Annotated in this window: 17 protein-coding genes and 1 pseudogene; 4 read left to right on the plus strand and 14 right to left on the minus strand. The window is 57.9% G+C overall.

Annotated features, from left to right (window positions below):
- Positions 1 to 256 precede the first annotated feature (256 nt).
- Entirely contained in the window at positions 257 to 379 is a 123-nt protein-coding gene (locus tag ABIC03_RS09790; protein WP_354057595.1) for a hypothetical protein, read from the minus strand.
- 309 nt (positions 380 to 688) lie between these two features.
- Here ABIC03_RS09790 and ABIC03_RS09795 point away from each other — a divergent pair, with 309 nt between their 5' ends.
- Complete coding sequence (locus ABIC03_RS09795; protein ID WP_354057597.1) at positions 689 to 2,464, plus strand: adenylate/guanylate cyclase domain-containing protein; 1,776 nt, start codon at positions 689 to 691, stop codon at positions 2,462 to 2,464.
- A gap of 209 nt (positions 2,465 to 2,673) precedes the next feature.
- Here the strand turns inward: ABIC03_RS09795 and ABIC03_RS09800 are convergent, their stop codons facing one another.
- Positions 2,674 to 3,438, minus strand: a complete 765-nt coding sequence (locus tag ABIC03_RS09800) for an outer membrane protein (RefSeq protein WP_354057599.1) — start codon at positions 3,436 to 3,438, stop codon at positions 2,674 to 2,676.
- Positions 3,439 to 4,173: 735 nt separating this feature from the next.
- On the opposite strand from ABIC03_RS09800, the gene ABIC03_RS39260 reads away from it, so the two are divergent.
- Complete coding sequence (locus ABIC03_RS39260) at positions 4,174 to 4,416, plus strand: hypothetical protein (protein WP_502916922.1); 243 nt, start codon at positions 4,174 to 4,176, stop codon at positions 4,414 to 4,416.
- Between the two features lie 2,055 nt (positions 4,417 to 6,471).
- Here ABIC03_RS39260 and ABIC03_RS09805 read toward each other — a convergent pair.
- The 10 genes from ABIC03_RS09805 to ABIC03_RS09850 all read right to left on the minus strand — a co-directional run bounded on the left by ABIC03_RS09805 (position 6,472) and on the right by ABIC03_RS09850 (position 17,186).
- Positions 6,472 to 6,687 (minus strand): hypothetical protein, encoded by a 216-nt coding sequence (locus ABIC03_RS09805; protein ID WP_275169713.1) that lies wholly within the window; start codon positions 6,685 to 6,687, stop codon positions 6,472 to 6,474.
- Positions 6,688 to 7,649: 962 nt separating this feature from the next.
- Positions 7,650 to 7,985, minus strand: coding sequence for an SGNH/GDSL hydrolase family protein (locus tag ABIC03_RS09810; RefSeq protein ID WP_354057601.1), 336 nt, complete (start codon positions 7,983 to 7,985; stop codon positions 7,650 to 7,652).
- Positions 7,982 to 8,335, minus strand: coding sequence for an SGNH/GDSL hydrolase family protein (locus ABIC03_RS09815; RefSeq protein WP_354057603.1), 354 nt, complete (start codon positions 8,333 to 8,335; stop codon positions 7,982 to 7,984). Before ABIC03_RS09815 ends, ABIC03_RS09810 begins: the two co-directional genes overlap by 4 nt.
- Positions 8,336 to 8,638: 303 nt before the next feature.
- Complete coding sequence (locus ABIC03_RS09820; RefSeq protein WP_354057605.1) at positions 8,639 to 10,147, minus strand: tetratricopeptide repeat protein; 1,509 nt, start codon at positions 10,145 to 10,147, stop codon at positions 8,639 to 8,641.
- A gap of 205 nt (positions 10,148 to 10,352) precedes the next feature.
- On the minus strand, positions 10,353 to 11,066 hold the full coding sequence (locus tag ABIC03_RS09825; protein ID WP_354057607.1) for an FkbM family methyltransferase: 714 nt from the start codon (positions 11,064 to 11,066) through the stop codon (positions 10,353 to 10,355).
- 1,231 nt (positions 11,067 to 12,297) lie between these two features.
- Positions 12,298 to 12,552: a hypothetical protein gene (locus ABIC03_RS09830; protein WP_502916872.1), complete on the minus strand. Its 255-nt coding sequence runs from the start codon at positions 12,550 to 12,552 to the stop codon at positions 12,298 to 12,300.
- A gap of 1,381 nt (positions 12,553 to 13,933) precedes the next feature.
- The gene (locus tag ABIC03_RS09835; RefSeq protein WP_354057609.1) at positions 13,934 to 14,170 is read right to left on the minus strand and encodes a PilZ domain-containing protein; all 237 of its coding nucleotides are present in this window, start codon (positions 14,168 to 14,170) and stop codon (positions 13,934 to 13,936) included.
- Between the two features lie 619 nt (positions 14,171 to 14,789).
- Positions 14,790 to 15,122 (minus strand): hypothetical protein, encoded by a 333-nt coding sequence (locus ABIC03_RS09840; protein ID WP_275169721.1) that lies wholly within the window; start codon positions 15,120 to 15,122, stop codon positions 14,790 to 14,792.
- Positions 15,123 to 15,264: 142 nt separating this feature from the next.
- On the minus strand, positions 15,265 to 15,882 hold the full coding sequence (locus ABIC03_RS09845) for a LabA-like NYN domain-containing protein (RefSeq protein ID WP_354057611.1): 618 nt from the start codon (positions 15,880 to 15,882) through the stop codon (positions 15,265 to 15,267).
- A gap of 569 nt (positions 15,883 to 16,451) precedes the next feature.
- Complete coding sequence (locus ABIC03_RS09850) at positions 16,452 to 17,186, minus strand: hypothetical protein (RefSeq protein ID WP_354057613.1); 735 nt, start codon at positions 17,184 to 17,186, stop codon at positions 16,452 to 16,454.
- A gap of 184 nt (positions 17,187 to 17,370) precedes the next feature.
- On the opposite strand from ABIC03_RS09850, the gene ABIC03_RS09855 reads away from it, so the two are divergent.
- Positions 17,371 to 17,505, plus strand: coding sequence for a hypothetical protein (locus ABIC03_RS09855; RefSeq protein ID WP_354057615.1), 135 nt, complete (start codon positions 17,371 to 17,373; stop codon positions 17,503 to 17,505).
- 123 nt (positions 17,506 to 17,628) lie between these two features.
- Here the strand turns inward: ABIC03_RS09855 and ABIC03_RS09860 are convergent.
- Positions 17,629 to 18,053 (minus strand): annotated as a pseudogene (locus tag ABIC03_RS09860) (hypothetical protein).
- Positions 18,054 to 18,934: 881 nt separating this feature from the next.
- Here ABIC03_RS09860 and ABIC03_RS09865 point away from each other — a divergent pair.
- Complete coding sequence (locus ABIC03_RS09865) at positions 18,935 to 19,264, plus strand: PilZ domain-containing protein (protein ID WP_275169725.1); 330 nt, start codon at positions 18,935 to 18,937, stop codon at positions 19,262 to 19,264.
- Between the two features lie 222 nt (positions 19,265 to 19,486).
- Here the strand turns inward: ABIC03_RS09865 and ABIC03_RS09870 are convergent, their stop codons facing one another.
- Positions 19,487 to 19,849: a hypothetical protein gene (locus ABIC03_RS09870; RefSeq protein WP_354057617.1), complete on the minus strand. Its 363-nt coding sequence runs from the start codon at positions 19,847 to 19,849 to the stop codon at positions 19,487 to 19,489.
- Positions 19,850 to 19,953: the final 104 nt, after the last annotated feature.

Genomic DNA, 19,953 nt, shown 5'->3' on the forward strand with positions numbered 1-19,953 from the left:
GAATTTGGATCGAAGGAGACTGAAGCTTGGCTCTGATGCAATGGTGGAGGTCTGCAACGGGCCAAAAGCACCGGTTTGGCGCGGATGCAAACTTCAGCAAGCGTTTAAGTGACCCAAAAGAGCGCTTCGCCTAATGGTTGTCCTCGTGGCGCGGCGGATTGCATGCAAACAGCGCGACGACAGATGAGACACTGTCATGAGATGGCCACTGGCGTATCCCAGGCGCGGTGTTTTCACCAGCCAGGGTCACAAGCGGTCATGGATCGGCTTCGGCGGCTTCGATGAGGTTCTTGGCCGCTTCGTACCGATTGGTCTTGGGATTTTCCATGATGCTGTTGAGAGATTTTGGTGTGTATTGCCCTGTCATACAAAAATGCATGATGACTTCCTCCTCTCGAGGAATGTTCGAAAATTAAGGGTTTGCTAACGCGACATGCCGCGACCATCCTAAGCGGGTTTCTTCGTTCGGGCCGCGGGGCGCGGCCGCGGTTGCAGATGTCAACGGCCTGCCAAATAGAGCTGATAGCTGGAGCTCCATGAGCGCGCGTCATGTCGGCCGTAGGGCAAACTGGACGCCGATATAACTTGGCGTCTGCCGCAGCTTTTGACCCAGTTCGGACGTTGAGCCTAGCCGAAGAAGGTGCGGCATGCTTTGATCTGCGGAGCTGAACACGTCTGAGGTTCCTACGTGACAAAGGAGCACCTGCAGCGTCGACTTGCGGCTATTCTGGCGGCGGACGTCGCCGGGTACAGTCGCTTGATGGGTTCAGATGAGGAAGGCACGCTGACCCAGATTAAATCGCTCAGGAAGAACCTTATTGATCCAACTATCACCGCCCATCGCGGACGGATGGTAAAAACCACGGGCGATGGCATGTTGGTCGAATTCGCAAGCGTGGTTGACGCCGCGAGGGGGGCCGCTGAAATTCAGCGAGCCATGGCGGCGCAAAACATCAGTGTGCCGCAACACAAGCGGATCGAATTTCGTATCGGCATTCACGTTGGCGACATCATCATCGACGAGAACGACATTTTCGGCGACGGCGTCAATATCGCGGCCCGTCTCGAAGGGATTGCCGAACCGGGGGGCATCTGCGTTTCAGATGACGCGCAACGCCAAATTCGCGGCAAAGCCGGGCTGGCGTTCGACGAAATGGGTCTGCAGTCGCTGAAGAACATTGCCGAGCCGATGCTCACTTGGCGGCTCCTGATCGACGACAAGCTTTCGTCGATATCCAAGCACGCTGAGACCCCGCTAAGGCCTGACCTGCCCGATAAACCCTCGATCGCTGTGTTGCCGTTCCAGAATATGTCTGGAGATCCAGAACAGGAATATTTTGCCGATGGCATAGTCGAGGAGATCATTACCGCACTCTCCCGCTTCAAGTCGCTTTTCGTGATCGCCCGCAACTCGAGTTTCACCTACAAGGGCAAGGCTGTCGATATCAAACAGGTGGGGCGTGAACTTGGGGTCCGTTACGTCGTCGAGGGTAGTGTGCGCAAGGGGGCGGGGACGCTTCGCATCACAGGCCAGTTGATCGATGCGACGACGGGTGCACACCTCTGGGCGGATCGTTTCGAGGGTAGACTAGACGACGTCTTCGCTCTGCAGGACATGATCACCGAAGGCGTAGTCTCCGCTATTGAGCCGACCGTACAGAAGGCCGAGATCGAGCTGGCGGCGCGGCGTCGACCAGCCAACCTCAGTGCGTACGACCTCTGCCTCCGCGCGCAGCCACATTTCCACTCAATGACCCATGAAGGGCTCGCCGAAGCGCTCCGGCTGAGCGAACGCGCATTGGAGATCGACCCCAACTATGGGTTTGCCGCCCATCTGGCGGGTAGCTGCCACGCGCTCAGAATAGCGCAGGGTTGGGCCAATGACTTGAACCGCGAGATGGCGGAAACGACACGGCTTTTTTCGTTGGCGCTCAGTATCGACGAACATGATCCCGACTTCCTGGCCAGCGTCGGTTTTGTGACCTCTTATCTGACAGAGGACTTTCCCACTGCGGCGGAAATGGTGGACCGTGCGGTCGTTCTCAATCCGAATTCGGCTCTTGCATGGAACATGCGAGGGTATGCCTACCTGTTTGGGGGAAAGGCCGCGGAGGCCGTTCGAAGTTTTGAAAAGACGGTTCGCTTGAATCCGCTCGACCCTATGCTTTTCCTGGCGCTTGCGCCCATGGGAATTGCGTTGATCGAGCTTCGGCGCTTCGACGATGCGGTCGCTGTTGCGAGGAAAGCCGCTCGTCAAAACCAGACCTATGCGACGACCTATCGCTGCCTTGCATCGGCCTTGGCTCATCTGGAATGTGAGGCCGAAGTGAAGCAGGCGGTTGCCCACCTATTGGCGATCGAACCGAATTTTCGAGTTTCGGAATGGTTGAAACGTGGCGCCCAGTGGCACCGGCATAACCGTTTGACGATCGAGGGCATCCGCAAGGCGGGACTGCCGGAATGACTCACGTCGGGGGGCTATCATCTCTTCCGAGCAGAACAAGTGGCTTTTTGGCCCTAAGCCGAAGAGCGGTTGAACACCTGTCACGTCGGCTGTCAGAGGCAAACCGGACGCCGGTCCCGCTTTTGAGTCCACCGCCGCTTGCGACCCAACTCAGACACAACAAAAAAGCCCCGGCATGCCGGGGCTTTGGTTTGCCAAGGTGGGGGCGATCAGTATCTGGCCGCGACCGGGGCGCCGTATCCACCGAAACGGTAATTCAACCGAAGCGTGAGCATGTCCACATCCTGGCTGACCCCGCTGCCGGTGAGGACGAACCCTCCGGGAGTGACTACGCCTGCGAAGCCGGCATTATCACGCCCCATCCAGAGATGGTCGTATTCGATACCGAACGACCAATTGGGCGTGAAGCCGTACTCCCAGCCCACGCCAAGGGCGCCGCCCCAGCGTGTGTGGCCCGCCGATGCCAGGCCGACCCCGGTGACGTTGTTGAATATATCGAATCGGTTGCGCGTCACGGCGGCGCCGCCCTTCACGTAAAACAGCGAGGCATTCCACGCCCAGCCGAGCTGCGCCGTGAAGAGTCCGATGGCGTCAATCTTACCGGTTGTCGAAATCAGCGGGTCGATCAGACTGACGCGCGTATTCTTGATTTCTGCCCAATCTCCCTGCGCTTCCAGGCCGAGCACAAACTGATTGGTTTGCCAGCGGTACCCGATCTGTCCGCCAGCGAGGCCGCCGGAGCGATCGGCGCAACCACCTGCGACCGTCCCTGCTGGCGTCACGAAATCCACACAGCCATGGCTTTGTCCCCAACCGCCGTTTGCGCCGATGTAGAATCCGGTCCAATCATAAATCGGCGCGACCATCGGGGGCGGGGCCTTGACGTAAGGTTTAGCAGCCAGATCAGCCGCTGAGGCGGGGGCCGCCATGCTCACCGCCAGCAAGGCCATACCACTCAACCAAATCTTCTTCATACTTTTTGCTCCATCCACGTTTCAGCCCAACGACGCCGGCTCTTTTGGATGTCCGGCATTCCGGCGTGAATCTAGCCGATCCAATCAGCAGGCGATGTGCCTAGCCCGCCACACTCGGGAAATTTCGGCAATACGCGCGCTCCGGTTGCGTCAATGTTATTGACTGATCGACTATATCGCCCGGAGCTGGACGGCGCAGGCCCACCAGCTTGCCTGACAGTCATCGTCAAGGATGAAGCTAGATGAATAAGCTCGCCTCAAGGACGCCGTTGCGAGAAAATACGCGCGAAGGGGTAGGCGGATACGTCAGTTAGCCGAGGTTTGCACCCAGCCACGCGCCGTTCCTGTGGCGTTACCAGCGCCACCCTCATCCGAAACGCGCCACGCCGCCAAGCCGAAACATAGCATTAGCATCAAGTTGGCCAGCAAGAGCAGACCGAGACAAAGTGGCTCACACGCGCCTCCGGAACAGAACGTTTCTCCAGTACGGAGACAATAAATGATTCGAAAATGCAGCTGTTGCTGACCTAGTCGCTTTTTTCAGAGGTTGTAGAAATTTGCTGGATCAACAGCTTCGAACTGGGGAGCGCAGCCCTCGAGCGGTTCGGTGCGGCGCCGAGGACTTCGCGCCGCGCTGATCGTAGCTAAGAGGCACGGCAGGAGCTATTATCTCGTCCTTCTCGCTCGGGATCAGTCGCTTTCAGGAGTCTGGCAGTGATAAAAATCTTACAAGGAATGCTCCTCGCGACCACGGTTCTCGCTGCTGCTGCTAGTGGGGCACACGCCGCGGGTGGCTGTGGCGAGGGCTGTCATAGGACAAGCGGTGGCGCATGTGTCGTCGACGGCTGGGGCACGGGAGCCAAGGTTCAGAACGAATGCCCGGCGACCTCTCGCCCCCGTCCACCCTGCGGCGGCGGGGATTTCATCTGGGACCGCACCAAACAGGCGTGCTTCCAAAATAACCGCAGCTGGTTCTGATCTTAGTGCGTTGCCCCAGCGCGGGTGCGAACGAGTTCAGACAGGAGCAGCTTGGCCGTCATTTCTGGCGGCACCCCTCGCACGTGGGTTGCCTTACTTCCAAGCGCCGATTGCAGGTACACGATGGAGTTCTGGACAAAATATGTCCCGTGATGCGCAACACTGTCGATTGTGACCGTTAGGGTCCGAACTACAGCAGGCCTTCCCATGTGAAGCCTCGCTCATGGCAGTCCTTCAAAGCTCACGCACTAAGTGCATGATTCGGGCTGGCGTAAAAACTTAAACCAGCGTCACTCTCTGAGGCGTTGCCCGCGGCAGGCCCAGCGCACCTTGGCAGTCCTGCGTGGACTCGAGAAACGATACGAGCGGCCGTCAGTGGGCGGCTCTTTCGCCGGTTCACGCTGGTGGGCCTAGCACTCCCGGCGCTCTAATCCGCAATTGGATCGGCTGCCGGGAGCATTGGGGGCTGGAAAGCCAGCCGTGCCATGTTCGCTCTGAAGTGACAAGGCGCCACCGGTAGTTGTACGGAGTCCATTTTCGGAACGGGGTGTTCTACTGTCGGAACACCGGCGAGATTTGAGTACCAAGCTATTTGCAGTTGCCCGGGATGGCCGCAGTGGGGCTGGAACCACGCTGCGGCCTTTCCCCTGAGTGAACCCAATTCTTTGTTGAGCCGTATCTGGCGGCGCAAATGTTTTCCTGCCGGGGGATTAGTGAGCATCCAAAGCATGGTGGCTGCAATATTCGAGCTGGCTGCGCGTGGCGTGCACTCGTTGAGGCATTCTGACTGCATGGAGATCGTTGAAAATCTACTCGTTCGCTTGAAGGAGCTGGACCAGGAATTGGCCGCACGAAACATCGAGCAAAGCTAGACACTCCTTCATCGAAGGAGACACGGCCCCGGCTTGGAGGGTCCTTTGGGGATCAGGCCGAGGGCCGCTCCGCCAGCTTGGGCGAGCTAGTGCGAATTCAAATGCCCGCGCGCCTTTCGGTTCCTTCAAAGCCTCAACTCGCGGCCCACGTCTTTGCCAGCTGTGTGCAAATGCGAAATGGCTTCGCCTTGCAATTGTGTCGGTCTTCTGGCGTACTGCTCAGATTGTCGAGATGTTTTTGCGGTCTTTATTATTTTGAGGTCGTGATGAGTATTTCTGATCGTATCCCGTATGCCGCTATCGCCTTGCATCAACGTTTCGCATTTCTAGAACATCAGATTGCCGAATTGGGCGTGTTGCGACACCGATTAATGCAAGCTGAGTTGCGACGCTACCTGTCGAGGTCGTGTCGGCGAGCTTCCGAAAAATCGCGCACACGCCGTCACAGTAGATAACCTTCCGCGCTCAACCGACAAAGAGTTGCCGGCTCCCGCTTGTAAGCCCAAGCTGTGGGAACACGTGAGTCGGGGGATTCATGGAACGGAAGCCGTTTGAGAGCATGTCGGTTGAAGAGCTGTGGCAACTCCACGCGGTCGTAAATGACGTTCTTGCCGTGAGGCTCGTGGCCAAAAAGCAAGAGCTGGAGCGACGGCTTGGCCTGCTCAACCGAGAAGACAAGACTCCTCGCAACTAGGCATTAAGAGAGATAAGAAAGGTGCCCTCAGTTGGGCCTTTCCGCCGGCGGATTCTTTTTTTGCCGACGATGAAGAGGCTAAAGATCGTCAGAGAAATTCTAGATGCTCAGCGGCCCGTCTCCACCATCAGAGCGGCTATCAGGCGAATTTCATCCCGGCTATTCTGCACACGAGCCGGAGCTTGATTCGTCATGCTGGAAACCGTTCTCATGTTGCTGGGGTCGGGGCCATGGCCTTCCCGCTAATTGCGTTTTGGGGATTGCACAGACACGGATAAGTCGCTTGTAGAATCGCTCTATGCTGGCTCAGCCAAACCTTACGGGAAAAGCAGGGAATGGTTAGGCCCGGCGCGTCTTACCGGACAAGGACGCGTCGGGCCGCGAGTGCGTAATCGCGCATTACGCAGGCTGGCGGCGCCATGCGCTTGGCAAAATAATTGAGGCCGCTTGCTGGCGCACTGCCGGGGGGCTTGCAAAGTCGGCTTTGGGCTAGGCGTCTTGGCAGGGAATACTGAAGTTGTCACAAACGAGAACGAATGCCTCTTTTGCTTTTGTATCCTCGAAGCAGAAGCGAGTGCCGACCTCCGCCTGATCGATCCACCAATCGACGTTGCTGCCTTTAGCGATGCGGGAGGCTTCGCCGCGTAACAGGTCCAGTTGTCGTCCCGCAGCACGAACGATCAGGCAATTTTTCTCTTTGGACATAATACCTTCTCCAATGGCACAGGACGCCGAAGTCATTGGTACTAAGAGCCGTGAACACGAAGGCCGCAGCAGGAGGATTGCTGCTGCGGCCCGCGCGGTCAAAAATTCCGGGTGAAAAACGACTAGGTGAAATATGCGGCCAGCCCCGGTGCGATGATCGTACCGCAGCATCTCTGGCTCGCAATATGATCAATTTCACAATCGGCAGAAGGCTTAACATGCATCAGTGCGCCGGCTCTCAGGTCCCGAAGATCGGGAACAATCGGCAATCTGGGTGCGTTCGCCTCCAGCTCCGGGCGATGTCTCGGAGCGGACGCGTAGAACTTCCGGCCTCAGGAATCCTCGTCTGAGGCCGGCTTTTTGCAGTACCACCTCGGCGCCAGTTTGATTTAGCGGTCGCCTATGCCATTTGGCAGATGAAAGCGTGGCGGTCGAAAGGCACCGGGACATTTTGGCAATTCAGCGGAAGCTGGCGCACTGAGAGACGCCCCCCGGCTTGGGGGCCTGAGGGTTGATGCCGGGGCCGCTCCGCCAGCTCGAAGAAGAGAGCTAGCAAAACGTCCAATTTTTCCTCTGCGCGTTCGTTCCTCTAACGAGCGCTCGATTTCGCAAACTGCGGCGGCTTGCCGGCGCTAAAATCCGGTCTGACCTGAGCCCCTCGGTTGCCGCATCCGGCGCATACAAAACGCGCCTCGATATCAGACAGGCGAACATCGTCCGACCAGCGATCGGCGCTGAGTGCAACGTTGTGGCCGGAGTGGCAGTAGACCAGAACATCGCGTAGGCCCATCTCGCGCATCTCGCTGAAAGTGAGTGGCTTCCCGGCCCTCGTCCACTCTCTCAGGGTGAGCACACGGTGCGGGAATCCTGGTGTCCGCTAAGGACGGTTATCGGATGTCAGAACCAGCTGATGAGTAAGTCCGCTAAGGGCCCAGAAGCGGAAATGAAGCTGCACTAGAGCATCAACGGTCTCCGAGGCTCACGCGGTCTATGAGAGCCTCGACTTTGGGCAGTATGCGCGTGACGACCTCTTTGAGCCCAGTCGGATTGGGATGCAGGCCGCCCAGAGTCTTAAGCTGAGGATCGTCGACAAAGGCGTCGTCAAAAGCTTCGTAGAGCAGCACATTGTACTCGCTGGCAAGTCCGACGAACATCGCAGCAAAGGCTTTCTCGTATTCATGCCCGAAGATGGTGTGAGGTCGCGCTCCGCAAAGGAGGACGACAATTCGCCGGGATTGGAGGTTTCGCAGAATCGCCGCGAGCGCTGTGCGAGTGACGTTTGGATCGGTGCCTCTCAACAATCAGTTCCGCCCAGCTGCAAAATTACCGCATTGGTCCCGTCCGGGACCGCTCGATCCAATCTGGCAAGGCCGTTTGCAGCTGTATCATGAACAACACCGGCATTGAAAATTACAACTGCTTTTCCCTTGGCGCTCAATGCAAATTCAAGTTGGTCCGTAAAGCGGTAGCCAACAGCGATACCGCTACCGGCAGTGTGAGAATCCCCAAGCACGACAATTCTGACCGCCTTGTCTTCGGCGCGACAGTTCTGGCTCGCCAGGCAAGACAACACTAAGAAAACCGCCGTGGAAACAATCATGGCAGGGCGAGAAACCATAGCGCGGAGGCCTTCCGATTGCGAGTTCATCGTGCTCTCCTAGTCGGTGAGCAAGCGTCTGCACGTTCAGTTCTAAATGCGACCAGCGGCTCTGGTCTTGTACCCCCGACGGACGGAGGACGCCAAAGAAACGGTTGAAATTTAGGTAAGACAATGCGACTCACCTGATGGGCCGCTTTGGGTCAAAACCAGCGGTGGACGCCAAGTGGGATCGACGTCCGGTTTGCCCCTGACAGCCGACATGACACGCGCTCAATTGACCTTCGGCTAAGGGCCAATCAGTGACATTCGAGATGTAAGAGGCCGACGTCAGCAAGCGAATAGCCCTGCTTCTTATTGCTCCCGAACCCCTCCCTTCCTCAGCCCATCGAGAATGTCGTCGATCTCTCGACGAAACTGCGGGTTCGTTGACATTGAGTAAACAAGATCACGGTACCAGTGGACCGTGAAGTTTGGCCGCAGCTTGTTCAATTCAGTCAAGCTCCGGTGTGCCTGTTCCAATTGCCCCGTGGCTCCATAAGCCGATGTCAGATCTACATAAGCGTACATGTGCGAGTTGTTCAGATTGACCGAGCGCCCGCATTCCTCGATGGCTTCTCCATATTGGTGCAAGTGCAAGTGTGCATGGCAGAGCCAGAAGTGCCATTGGAAAGCAAAAGGATCTCTGGGACTGAGACGGAGAGCCAACTGGACCGGCGAGAAGGCTTCACGCGCGCGCCCGGAGGCGACGAGTGCAATTGCTTTAGCAGCGTAGGCAGCTGGACTATTTGGATCAATTTCAAGCGCCGCATCGTATTCAGCCAATGCCTCCTCAGGACGTCCAAATAGAAGAATGGTTCCCTTGGTCGTATGAGCACTCGCGCTTGCCGGGGTTTTGGACAGAACTCTGTCGATGAGGTAGATCGCTTGCTTTTTGTCTTCAACAACGGACGAAGACCATCGATTGTTCACACCAGCCGCCAGACACCGCGCTTTGCCAATAATGGCTTCAACGTTGTCCGGATCGAGGCGTAGCGCGTTATCGAATAGGTCCATTGCCTGACCGTTTTGGATCTTCGACTGCGGCCCATAGAGTTTTGCCCAGCCGCGCATCGTGAAATCCGTGGCGTCGGGATTTCTCGAACGGTCCACTTCGCTGCGACGGCTTTCGGCTTGGATCAGTTCAATGTTAAGCGAGCGAGCGAGCCGCGCTGTGATCTGGTCCTGTAAGGCGGCGAGGTTCGTACGGTCGCCGTCGAAACGATCGGACCAGACGTCCCGACCGCTCGCGATATCCGTAAGTGATACGTTGACCCGAACCTGATCGCCGTTGCGCCGCACCGCGCCCTGGACCGCCCAGCGGATGCCAAGGTCCTTGCCGAGCGTCCTGAAGTCGATCTGCTTGTTCTTGTATGTAAACGCCGTTCCGCGTCCGATAACGAACGCGCCGGGCATTTGCGCGAGGTCGGTCGTCAGGTCGGTCGTGATGCCATCGGCGAAATAGTCCTGCTCCAGATCATTGCTGACGTTTGCGAACGGCAGAATGACAAGTGACAAGCGGGGAGCAATGTCGGGCCGGGCAGTGGCCTCCCTCTGCGTCTGTTGCTTGTCCGGAAACACGTCGGTGCGGAGCGTCTTCCACACAGTCCAATAGCCGACGAGGCCACCCGCGATCGCACCGATAGCCGCAATCGAAGCGAGCGCCCCGCCGATCATTTGCATTCGCACCCGGAAGCGACCCTTGAAGTTGCGAGTCGATGCCGATTGGTCCGGAGGTTCGTCGTCAGATGGCGTTTTGTTGAGTGGGTCACCATCGGATGCTGGTTTATTCGGTCGGTCGCTGGAGACTTCAGAGTCTGTCACCATTGCCTCCCCGCACGGGCCACACGCCCGGACGGTCGAACCTAGCAGAGTTTTGTGGTTTTCCGTTGGTCAAGGTTGCTGACTAGGTTCACGGCCCTTACAAGTTGTTGCGGCGATGTTGGAATGGACGTCCGCTTCGGGCCCAAAAGCCGACTCCGGCAGGGGTAGGGCGTTGCTCTCCTAGGAGCGCCCTTCCGCAGCGCAACTATTTATCTGGAGCTCTCGCGGGCATGGCCCACATCTCTCGCTCCGCGATTGGCTGCAGCAGGAAGTTGTGGCGTTTGAGAATGGCGGGGGCTTCTGCGAGAGTTTGATCATGCAGTGCGAGGAAGATGGCCGTCCTCTGCTCTGAGAGCAGACGGGAGGCTCCAACGAACGCGCGTGTTTCGGCTCCTTCTATATCCATTTTGATTAGATCCGGGACAGGAAAGTCGTCCAGCACAACGGTCTGAACAGGGATTCCAGTTTCGGCGAGCGTCCCCATGTAGCCGTATTTCCCGAGGTGCGCATTGATCTCGAAGAAGGCCATCCCGCTTTGGTCGGAGACGGCGGCTTCGATCAGTTCGACGTTTTTGACGCGGTTGATGTGCAGGTGCCGGCGGAGCTTCTTTGCATTTTCCGGATTCGCTTCGAAGGCAAACACCCGGCCTTGATGCCCAACAAGCCGAGAGAGCATCAGCGTGTAGTATCCTGCGTGCGCACCGACGTCGAATACCGTCATTCCCGGTTTCACCCGTGCAGCGATCGATTTTGCGATGACGCGTTCGTATGTGCCGAGCCAGCAACTATGATTACCAGCCCCGACAACCCACTTCAGGCCACGGTTCGGCCCCATCAGGATTCGCGCCACAGCGGTTGGCGAGACGATCTGCAATGGCAACCGCAGGAGCCATCCTAACGGCTGGTTCGGGGCAAGCATCCGGCGCGCCCTCCATGTTTCGACTGAGCCACAGCTTGTCGCAACAAGAGAGTGCATCCTGCCACCGCGACCCCGGTGGAGCAACCGCGACTGCGAACGGAGCGCGCCGAGCGGGGGACGGGTGATCCCTTTCCGGAAGCGGCGAGAGCCCTAATGCAAGACCCGACTGGCCTCTGCGAGCCGGACCCTTTCTCTCAACTCATCGAGCTCCTCGATCTCGTCCAGCAATTTCACTAGCTCGCGGGCGATATGTGTCAAACTGGGCTTCGGGCGCCGTAAGATACGCTGTCGCTGTCCCATCGATGCACGCCTCCATGCTCTGGGACGTTCAATTGGCAAAGAGCGTGCCACCCCATGAAGGGGTAGATCTTTTTAAGCAACCGTCGGAGCTTGATGCTTCCGCGCAACAATCTCAGGCCCGCCGGTTCGGGCTGGCGGCCTTCCAGCCTGTCCAAGGCCTCCGCGAGGCGCCCCGATTTGCCAGCGTCCGCTCGCTATGAGCCAAGGTCCGGTAGCTCCGTTCCATCGTTTCAAGATGGTGGCGCGTGAAGGCGTTCTTGGCCGTTTCCAGCACCTTCCGGTATCGCTCCGCCCGTTTGAGAGTATTCGTCTGGGGTCATCGGTGGAAACGGTTGGAACAAGTGTACAATATGCACTTAGACTCGCTCAATGGTTTGGTGATAGTAGTGGACCGCGATTTTAAGAACGAAGTGTTTTCGAGCTTTGACCCTAGCCCGGTGAGGCCCTGCGGCGAGTGTGGCAGGAAGCCCGGCTCCGTGTTGAAGATGCTAAACCCGCAAAACGGTAAAATCGTGCGAATGTTCAAGTGCCAATGCGGCGCGCAGACTTAGACCGAGACCAAAGAGTAAGGCCGCCTCAGTGGGCGGCCTAATCCCCATGACTGAAGTGCACAGACCATTCAAGCCGTCGCGTGATTTAAGTTTGTGAGCATACCGAGCGGTCCTAGAGGGAGGACGCTGTTGCGCTTGATAGGGGCTCGGGCGGACCCTCTCCGAGCTCCGCCCTTGAGGAGTAAGGCAAGGCCGCCCGGCTCAGAGACGGCCCCGGCTTCAGTGGGGCTGGAAGGATGGGCCGGGGCCGCTCCGCCGGCTCCATTGGGCGCGAGCCAGCGCGGACTCAAGCAGACTGTGCCTGGGCCGGTTCCTAACGCTAAGAGGTTCTGCCCGGGCGTCAGCAGCCGCACATAGGTGCCGCTCTCATGCAGCTCGAGCTAGCCCTTTTCGACAGCGCACCTGACGCCGGCGCCGAACTCCGCGCCGCTTCCCTTGAGCGTGGAGAGGAAAGAGTAGTTGATCTTCTCGATGTGGATACGGCCGTCCTGGACTGGCTCTATGCCGGCGGCGAGCTCGAGCAGCTTGCGGGCTGCGGCTTGTGGATCGGCAAAAGGGCGTTCGGTAACGTGCTTCATCGCTGGAATCAAAACCTCAAGCGCCCATGCTTGGCCTGACTTGCCCGCGACTGTCATGCCAGTTCGGGACGATATGCACAGATCCTGCGGCGCCGCATGCTGAGCAGACCATGCGCAAGCCGACGCGCGACCAAGGCTGATCTTGCGGGAGTGTGTCGAGCCGCACGTCGACCCTGCGATCGCAGCGGCCGTTCAGGCACTGGATGCTGCAGGTCACATGGCCGTCAGCCAGCCATTCAGCGGGGCTGCGGGGCGGATAGTGACCGGCCCATTTTTGTGTATCGACGGCGAGCGTGCATGCCGCCATCAAAGCGGCATCGTAAGTACCTCACAAATTATCGATTCCTAGTAGGTCGAGGCGCGCGCGAGCTACTGCGCGTCGTAGGTAGGGAAAAGTCGCTTGAGGCTCCGCCGACCTGCCAGGTGTCCCCTGAGCCGACGAGCGAAAATGAAGCCGCCGGGCAAACATTGAGAGCGATTGCCGAGGCAGGGCCACTATTATCTTGTAGTGATTTGATCAACTGCAGGTAGAGAGCGCGCAGAATGATTAGGCCGAATTTATTTGCTTCCATTGCTCTGGCTTTGGTCGGAGGCGCTGTACAGGCTCAGCAGGGCACGCCTCGCAACCCTCAGAAATTGGAAAGCGCCAGCGGCTCGCTACCGAACGTGGTTATTCGAGTGCGGGCGGAAGGGAAAGGGACAAAGTCGCGCAAAGCGGCAGTTCGTGATCGCCTGTATGCATGGGAAGCAAAACTGACGAGGCGCTTTGTCGAACGGCCATCTTCGGAGACCCACCGGTTCACGCTTGCCGCCATATGGCGAAGGCCGCAGCGGGAGGTTAAATCGCTGCGGCCCTCGCGTGGTCAAATGAAGCCGGGTTCAAAGGACCAAGTGAAATATGCAACCAGCCCCGGTGAGGAAAATTCTGGCCTAGCTTCGTCTCGTTTGCAAATACAAATTCGGTAGAACAGAAGTCCATGCAGTGGGCATTTCGTTCCAAGAGCGGAACGATTTTGCTAATCTCCCCTGCGAACCCGGAGCTTGGCGCGTGCGAAACCGCAAACCAACGTTTGGCTCGACCGCGGGTGAAATCGCAACCGAGCTTGGAAGGTATATTGCGTCCGTTAACGTGTGGCCCGAGACATGGGACTTTTGCTCCGAACCGAGAGGAGCGGTGCACAGGACGAAGACGTATAAGTCGCTTGTAGAATCGCTCTATGCTGGGTCAGCCAAACCTTACGGGAAAAGCAGGGAATGGTCAGGCCCGGCGCGTCTTACCGGACAACGACGCGTCGGGCCGCGAGTCCGTAATCGCGCATACGTAGGCTGGCGGCGCCTTGCCCTTGGCAAAATACGCGTTGGCTAACGAGCGCTCGAGGTTGCAAATTGAGGCGGCTTGCCGCTGCTGAATCCTGCATCCGCATGAGCTGGCGGCGTATCAATAGAATGCGACGGCGATACGTTTTTCTTTACGCCAGACGACTGAACAGCGACGTGGGTCACCGTCCGGAATGACAGTCAGCGCGAATTCGTCGGGAATCTTTTCATTTCCTGCAATATCAAGGGCGGCACCGTATACAGAGATGCTGCGGATCAAGCAATTTGCTTTTGAACGGCCGAAGCTGATTGAGCCGGACTTTGGGTTGCGTGTCGAATGAAAACTGTTCTGCTCCATAGCTTTTCTCCGAGAAAAGGGTTCGCCCCGCAGAGCGCACGTCGATTGTCGTCGCACCTACTGCTTCAAAAGAGTTCGTTAGAATCTCGGTAGCCGATCCAACCCGGCGTGGCTTAAATAAATACCACATTAAATTGGACTGTTACATTAAATACGCTTTTTAAATAGAATTAAATCTGAAAATTAGCTAAAATGAGGTCCTTAGGTTGTGGGAGTTACGCGAGACTGAGAGACCGCCAGTCGCTTGAGGATCTAAGGATGCACCGCCAGGTTGGCGATTGCCCAGATAGAGCGAGACATCGCGGCGATAGACACGGGGCTGGAGGCGTTTTTCGGGTCTGAGGCCAATTAGGCTAGCGGGCCAACCCGGTGGCGGCGAGCGCGCAAGCGAGGGCAAGTGCTGCGATCTTTCATCACGGCTGCCTCGCACTGGTTTGGGGATCCTCGTCCGCGCTCAGCCTGACGTCGGAGGAGATGATCTAAGCTTCGCGCCGCCGGCTATTCGCATATCCAGGAACTACCAGCCGGAAAGATAAAGACCTACAAGGCCGTCAAGGAAGGCACCGCGCGCTCGCTAATCGTGGACAGTACTGGTCACATTGCAGAGGTGGCGAGGTAGCTAGACCGGCAGACGAAGCCAGACGTCTTTACTGGACAGTGTGCCGGTTGGCGTCGCAATCTCCATATCGACGACGCGAAACGACCCATGACTTTCGTAAACGTAGCGAAGGTGCCAGACCGGACCGAGTTCCGGCGAAATTGCGAAGTCGTCCAACGCGCGTGTGATGTTGTGAACGGCATCGCGTCGCCCGATCGGTGCGGAGAACATCGTCTCTATCAGCGCGGCCAGGCTCATGCCGCCGACCAGCATGGCTCGTGCAGCTTCGTCGCCGTGAGAAAGCCGGAGGGCGGTCACGATGACGGCAATGGCGTCGGGGTTCTTCAGAGCCACAGCAGGTTCGCTTCGCCAGCAAAAACATGATGCCGGATGCCGCCCGTTTCATGCAAGCGACATCGAGCAGTCGCCAATATCTCAAGTGACAAATGCTAACGGCCCATCCGCACTGGTGGAATGCGGGCGCCGCCTTCAGGGTCTAGTCTTGTGGGTCGTTTCCCTTCGCTTCCTGCAAGAATTTTGGCATGTGTCCACGCGCATCGCGATCGCGCAGGGCGGAGCGTTCGGACGGGTCGCGGCCGAGCTTGGACTGCAGCTCGACGAGGTCGGTGAAGACGTCGGCCTGGCGGCGCAGCTCGTCGGCGATCATCGGCGGCTGGCTTGCGATTGTGGAAATCACGGTGACCCGCACGCCGCGGCGCTGAACGGCTTCGACCAGGGAGCGGAAGTCGCCGTCACCCGAGAACAGCACCATCTGATCGATGTGCTCGGCGAGCTCCATCGCGTTCACGGCGAGCTCGATGTCCATGTTGCGCTTGACCTTGCGGCGGCCGGAGGCGTCGATGAACTCCTTGGTCGCCTTGGTGACCACGGTGTAGCCGTTGTAGTCGAGCCAGTCGATCAGCGGGCGGATCGAGGAGTACTCCTGATCCTCGATGATCGCGGTGTAGTAGAACGCCCGAAGCAGCGTCCCGCGGCTCTGAAACTCCTTCAGCAGGCGCTTGTAATCGATGTCGAAGCCCAGAGTTTTCGCCGTCGCGTAGAGATTGGCTCCATCGATAAAGAGCGCGATCTTGTCGGTAGAGGAAGGTGACATTCAGTTCACGCTTTCCGTGAAACAGCGTAGATTGAGCTGGAAAGATTGGCGGACCGCGACACGAATATGTCGGTCGCATTCTAGATAGATCGCTAGCGAACATCCTAGAGTACAGACGGATGCTTTAAGCTTCAACTATTTTCAAATGGTACCAGGGCTCGAAACTCCGACATTAGCCGAAAGTTGGTCTGTCGGATCTGTAACGTCTCCTGTCCAAAAGGACGTCGCCGAGTACAAGAAGGCATTGAACACTAAGGATGCTACCGGTGAGTATGCCTCCAGCCAGATAAATACGTTGCAAGCATCTAGAAGCCGCAAACTCGCTGCAAGCCGGTAGTAATCCGACGCCCGAATTGCGCTTTGAGGATCACGGCAACACAACTTGGATGGCGGGCCCATTCGCCGATAGGACCGAATCCGGACGCAAGAGTTGCCTCGAATCCTCAGCCCAGCGCCGAGGTTAAGCTTTTCGGCGGGTTGTTTTTGACTGTGCGCGGTTGAGCGCGTTCACTCCACGGCGGGGATGGAGACGAATTTGATCACTTGGCTGCTAGTCATCATCATCGCAGTCAGCGCTGCAATCCTGATCGCCCACGCGATTGACGCCATACGCTCCTGAGGCGCAACGGAGTGGCGCGAGAAGTTGGAGGTTCGGCAGCGGTACGCGCGAGTTCATCCGGGAATGTGACGCTCTGTAGGTCCAAGCGCTCGCAACACGAACACGCTGCGAAATGCGGATGCGGCGTTTCGCTAGATCGGCATGGCGTTCCAACAATAAGCAGCCTCGCAGCTCGGATGCCGGGGTCAGGCGGGGCGTGCACTCGGTCTTTTCCAGATCCCTGCCGACGGTGGGTAGTCTTGCTGGCCTTGTCGCAGATCGGGCAGCGGATGAAGTGGCGCTCGCTTTCCGGCGCAGGGCCTTCCGCCTTGCCCTCCCGGAACATCACGCTGCGGCGCCCTTCAGCGGCAGCGTGAGCTGTATGTCCAAGCGCCTGCTCGCGTTGGCGCTGATGAAACCCTCGAGGGCGGGCAGGCTCCTCGTCGTTGTCGACCGTGCGCCGGGCCAGCGCGTCGGCGACGTCGGAGGTGGCGTCGCGCGACCATCCCTCTATCGCGTTGAAGCAGACGATCCGGACCTGATAGGCGTACTGGCCGGAGAGGAGGCCTTGCAGCACGGCTTCGAGATCGGTGTCCGCTTTGTCCGTCTCGTCATGCGCAGCCGGCACGCGCGCCGAAGTCTTCGAGCACAAGGTAGATGTCGGGTCGAGGCGATCGGCCGGCACGATCGCGGGCGAAGTACGCATACGGTTACTCCATACAATCGACCGGGCGGAGACACGGCCCCGGCTCTTGAGGGTGGCCGGGGCCGCTCCGCCAGCGAGCCAGCGGAGGTTTAACTTTCAACCAAATTCCATGTTCCTTTCCGGGAAAAACGGCTGCATAATTTCACGTATTTCAGCGTTCCGTTTTTCTGATGAGGTCTTTGCCATGACCAAAGCAGTTGAAGATCTGCAGATGCTGCGCCTGATCACAGCCTTCCAGAAGATCACAGACAAGGACGCGCGACGTCTTATCCTGATGTTCGTCGAGGAGCAGCTTGAGAAGCCGCCAGGTAAGGCCTAACAGGTAGATCACATTGCACAAAGCGATCGCCGGGTTGAGGCTACCTGTAGCCGCGGAGGTAAACGCCGCCTCCGCCGCTAGGGGCTGCCGCTGTCGCAAGCGGTGGCCCCGCCCATGAGAGGCCTAGTAAGCGCGCCGAGCTACTCGGGGCAGAGAGGGCAGTCTCGGAGAAAACCGGTGGGCAAGCGCGAGCACCGCGGCTTCGTCGGTTTCGAGCGCGATCTTCTGGGCGAGCATCACGTCGCCAGCTAGCAGAGCCCGTTCGGGAACGAAACACCAGCCGATCTTAGGCTGCTTTTCTTCATCAAGCTGCAAAACATTGCTCATGGTGCCCTGATGAATTCGATATCGTCGGCCGGTGTGAGAGCCGGTGTCTTCGAAAAAACCTCGGCATCATATTGCGCACGCTGCTGTGGAGATAACCAATCGTGCAGAAGACGTTGCGCACGCGCTTCCGGGCCATTTTGCTTGATGAAGCTTTGATAGAGCGCACGCAGGGCGCGCAAACGCACACTACTGCCGATGCTACCGCGTCTAAACAAGAACATTTGTTGCGCCCGACGGGTCTAGCCGCCGACCAACCGCGGATAGAACAGCGACCTCTCCGAATGGAGGTCCGACTACGACTCTCCGAGCGAGAAGGGGGGGTCCGTTCATGACTTAACCCGAAGAGCGCTTCAGCGGCGTGATGTCCGCTGACAAAGGTAAACCGACGCCGAGCTGCACTTGCCGCGACCGCCGCTTTTGACCCAAAGCCGAACAAGTCAACGCGGGCGCTTTTTTCGGCCAGAGCGATCTCTGATGAAGGCTTTTCGTGGCTGCGAGCCTACGGCACGTTCGTCGCCACGGTTTGCGGCTAGAAAACAAAACGCCGCTGTCGCCGCAATCGGCGACGCATCGCCGAGACACCTGTGACTTTTGAACGTTTGCCGACTTTTCGTTCCTCGGCTTGCTCAACCCGGCTGCGAAGGTTCTGAAGCTCTGTCAGCTGAGATCTTAGACACCAAACGCGTTCGTGCAGAACCGTCATGCGGTTGTGCCCCTGACCACGCCTACTCATCAACACCCCTTATTATGACTATTTAAAAACCACCGTCGTCAGGCCGAGACATAAAATGATCCATTAAGTTCAACTAATAGTAGCTCAGGTTTGTGAAAGTGCTGTGAAATACTTCACTTTCGCGGAAAAAGACCTGTCCTTGAGCGGTTTCATTTGCTTGTAAGGTGGGCACCAACGTCGGCGGATTAACCACGCGGTCTGGTTTAATTTTAATGAGACAATAATACTGCTTGTTAGCCTAGGCCGTGCAGATCAACGTGCAGATATTGCCGTTTTCCGGGCTCGGCGGGATCGGAAGACGTAGAGGTGCAATCGCGATCGCTGCGATCGCTCGATTGGAAGTTACCTCCTCATTTGGAGAATCTCGCCATGGTCGAACGTCGGGCAATGGAGCGGATACCGATCAACCGGGCGGCGCGGCTGTCGTTTGGTGGATTGAGTGGGACCCATCCGTGCGTGGTGCGCGACATCAGCACCCTGGGAGCCTGCATCTCCACGCCGTACTACATATTCGCCAGCGAATTTGCGCTATCGTTCGACGAACATTCCGAAACCTTCACCTGCCGCGTCATGTGGAGGAAGCGGACACTTTGCGGCGTGTGCTTCGTCCTGCGCCGCAGCTCGCCGAAATTGGCGAATGATTGCAGCAACACCACAACGTGGTGCGGCTTGACTACCAATCATGTGCTGCCGCTCTGAGCTCCTTAGCTCATGTTTCGACATAATTCTCGCGTGCGCTGAGAAGCGATCGGATAGGGCGGCCGTTTTGGGTGTTGGCCAATCGGCAAAGTCGCGCCCCTCCACGAGGCCCGCTCACCGAGGCATGACGGACCAGATTTGCTCACGTTGAGTTTTTCGCATTCTGACCCATTGCGGACTCCAACGCATCGCGCTCACCCTGGAGCGAAAAATTGATCCAGATCAAAGCTGTCTGCCGCCGGACGGATGGTGTGACGCCATGATTGATAAGCCGCCGGACAAGCCAGAAAGGGCAACCCCGCGAGAGCGACGAGGCCCGGAGGGCGCATCATCGAAGATTATGCCGCAGACCTCCGCGAAATGATTAGGAAGCTCCGCTAGAAAGGAAGGCGCTGCATCAAACGACAGTAATGTTGGCTGTTTATTCCGGCGACGCCGCACCGCAGTTCGCGGTATCGTTTCCGTTCCGTTTTTCAACAGCGGATTTGATTGCCATGCACCACATCCAGAGTACGGCATATTGCCGCGATTCTCAAACTGACCGCCCAGCAGCTTGAAGCACTTCGCATCCACCCAGAGATCCAAAAGGAATATTCCGAAATCCTCGTTTTGAGAGAGAAGATAAAACTGGCGACCGATCTGAAGAAGGCTCGCCGGCAGCTCCTTACTCGGTGCCCCCGCGCGCTTGA

The sequence above is a fragment of the Bradyrhizobium sp. RT6a genome (assembly GCF_040547675.1).
Lineage (GTDB): Bacteria > Pseudomonadota > Alphaproteobacteria > Rhizobiales > Xanthobacteraceae > Bradyrhizobium.

Excerpts from the sequence above, each read along its gene's own strand:
- ABIC03_RS09835 (WP_354057609.1), bottom strand. The coding sequence starts at position 14,170 with ATGGAGCAGAACAGTTTTCATTCGACACGCAACCCAAAGTCCGGCTCA.
- ABIC03_RS09850 (WP_354057613.1), bottom strand. The coding sequence starts at position 17,186 with ATGCGTACTTCGCCCGCGATCGTGCCGGCCGATCGCCTCGACCCGACA.
- ABIC03_RS09805 (WP_275169713.1), bottom strand. The coding sequence starts at position 6,687 with ATGTCCAAAGAGAAAAATTGCCTGATCGTTCGTGCTGCGGGACGACAA.
- ABIC03_RS09855 (WP_354057615.1), top strand. The coding sequence starts at position 17,371 with ATGACCAAAGCAGTTGAAGATCTGCAGATGCTGCGCCTGATCACAGCC.
- ABIC03_RS09865 (WP_275169725.1), top strand. The coding sequence starts at position 18,935 with ATGGTCGAACGTCGGGCAATGGAGCGGATACCGATCAACCGGGCGGCG.
- ABIC03_RS09825 (WP_354057607.1), bottom strand. The coding sequence starts at position 11,066 with ATGCTTGCCCCGAACCAGCCGTTAGGATGGCTCCTGCGGTTGCCATTG.
- ABIC03_RS09790 (WP_354057595.1), bottom strand. The coding sequence starts at position 379 with ATGCATTTTTGTATGACAGGGCAATACACACCAAAATCTCTCAACAGC.
- ABIC03_RS09815 (WP_354057603.1), bottom strand. The coding sequence starts at position 8,335 with ATGAACTCGCAATCGGAAGGCCTCCGCGCTATGGTTTCTCGCCCTGCC.
- ABIC03_RS09800 (WP_354057599.1), bottom strand. The coding sequence starts at position 3,438 with ATGAAGAAGATTTGGTTGAGTGGTATGGCCTTGCTGGCGGTGAGCATG.
- ABIC03_RS09845 (WP_354057611.1), bottom strand. The coding sequence starts at position 15,882 with ATGTCACCTTCCTCTACCGACAAGATCGCGCTCTTTATCGATGGAGCC.
- ABIC03_RS09830 (WP_502916872.1), bottom strand. The coding sequence starts at position 12,552 with ATGACAGTCGCGGGCAAGTCAGGCCAAGCATGGGCGCTTGAGGTTTTG.
- ABIC03_RS39260 (WP_502916922.1), top strand. The coding sequence starts at position 4,174 with ATGCTCCTCGCGACCACGGTTCTCGCTGCTGCTGCTAGTGGGGCACAC.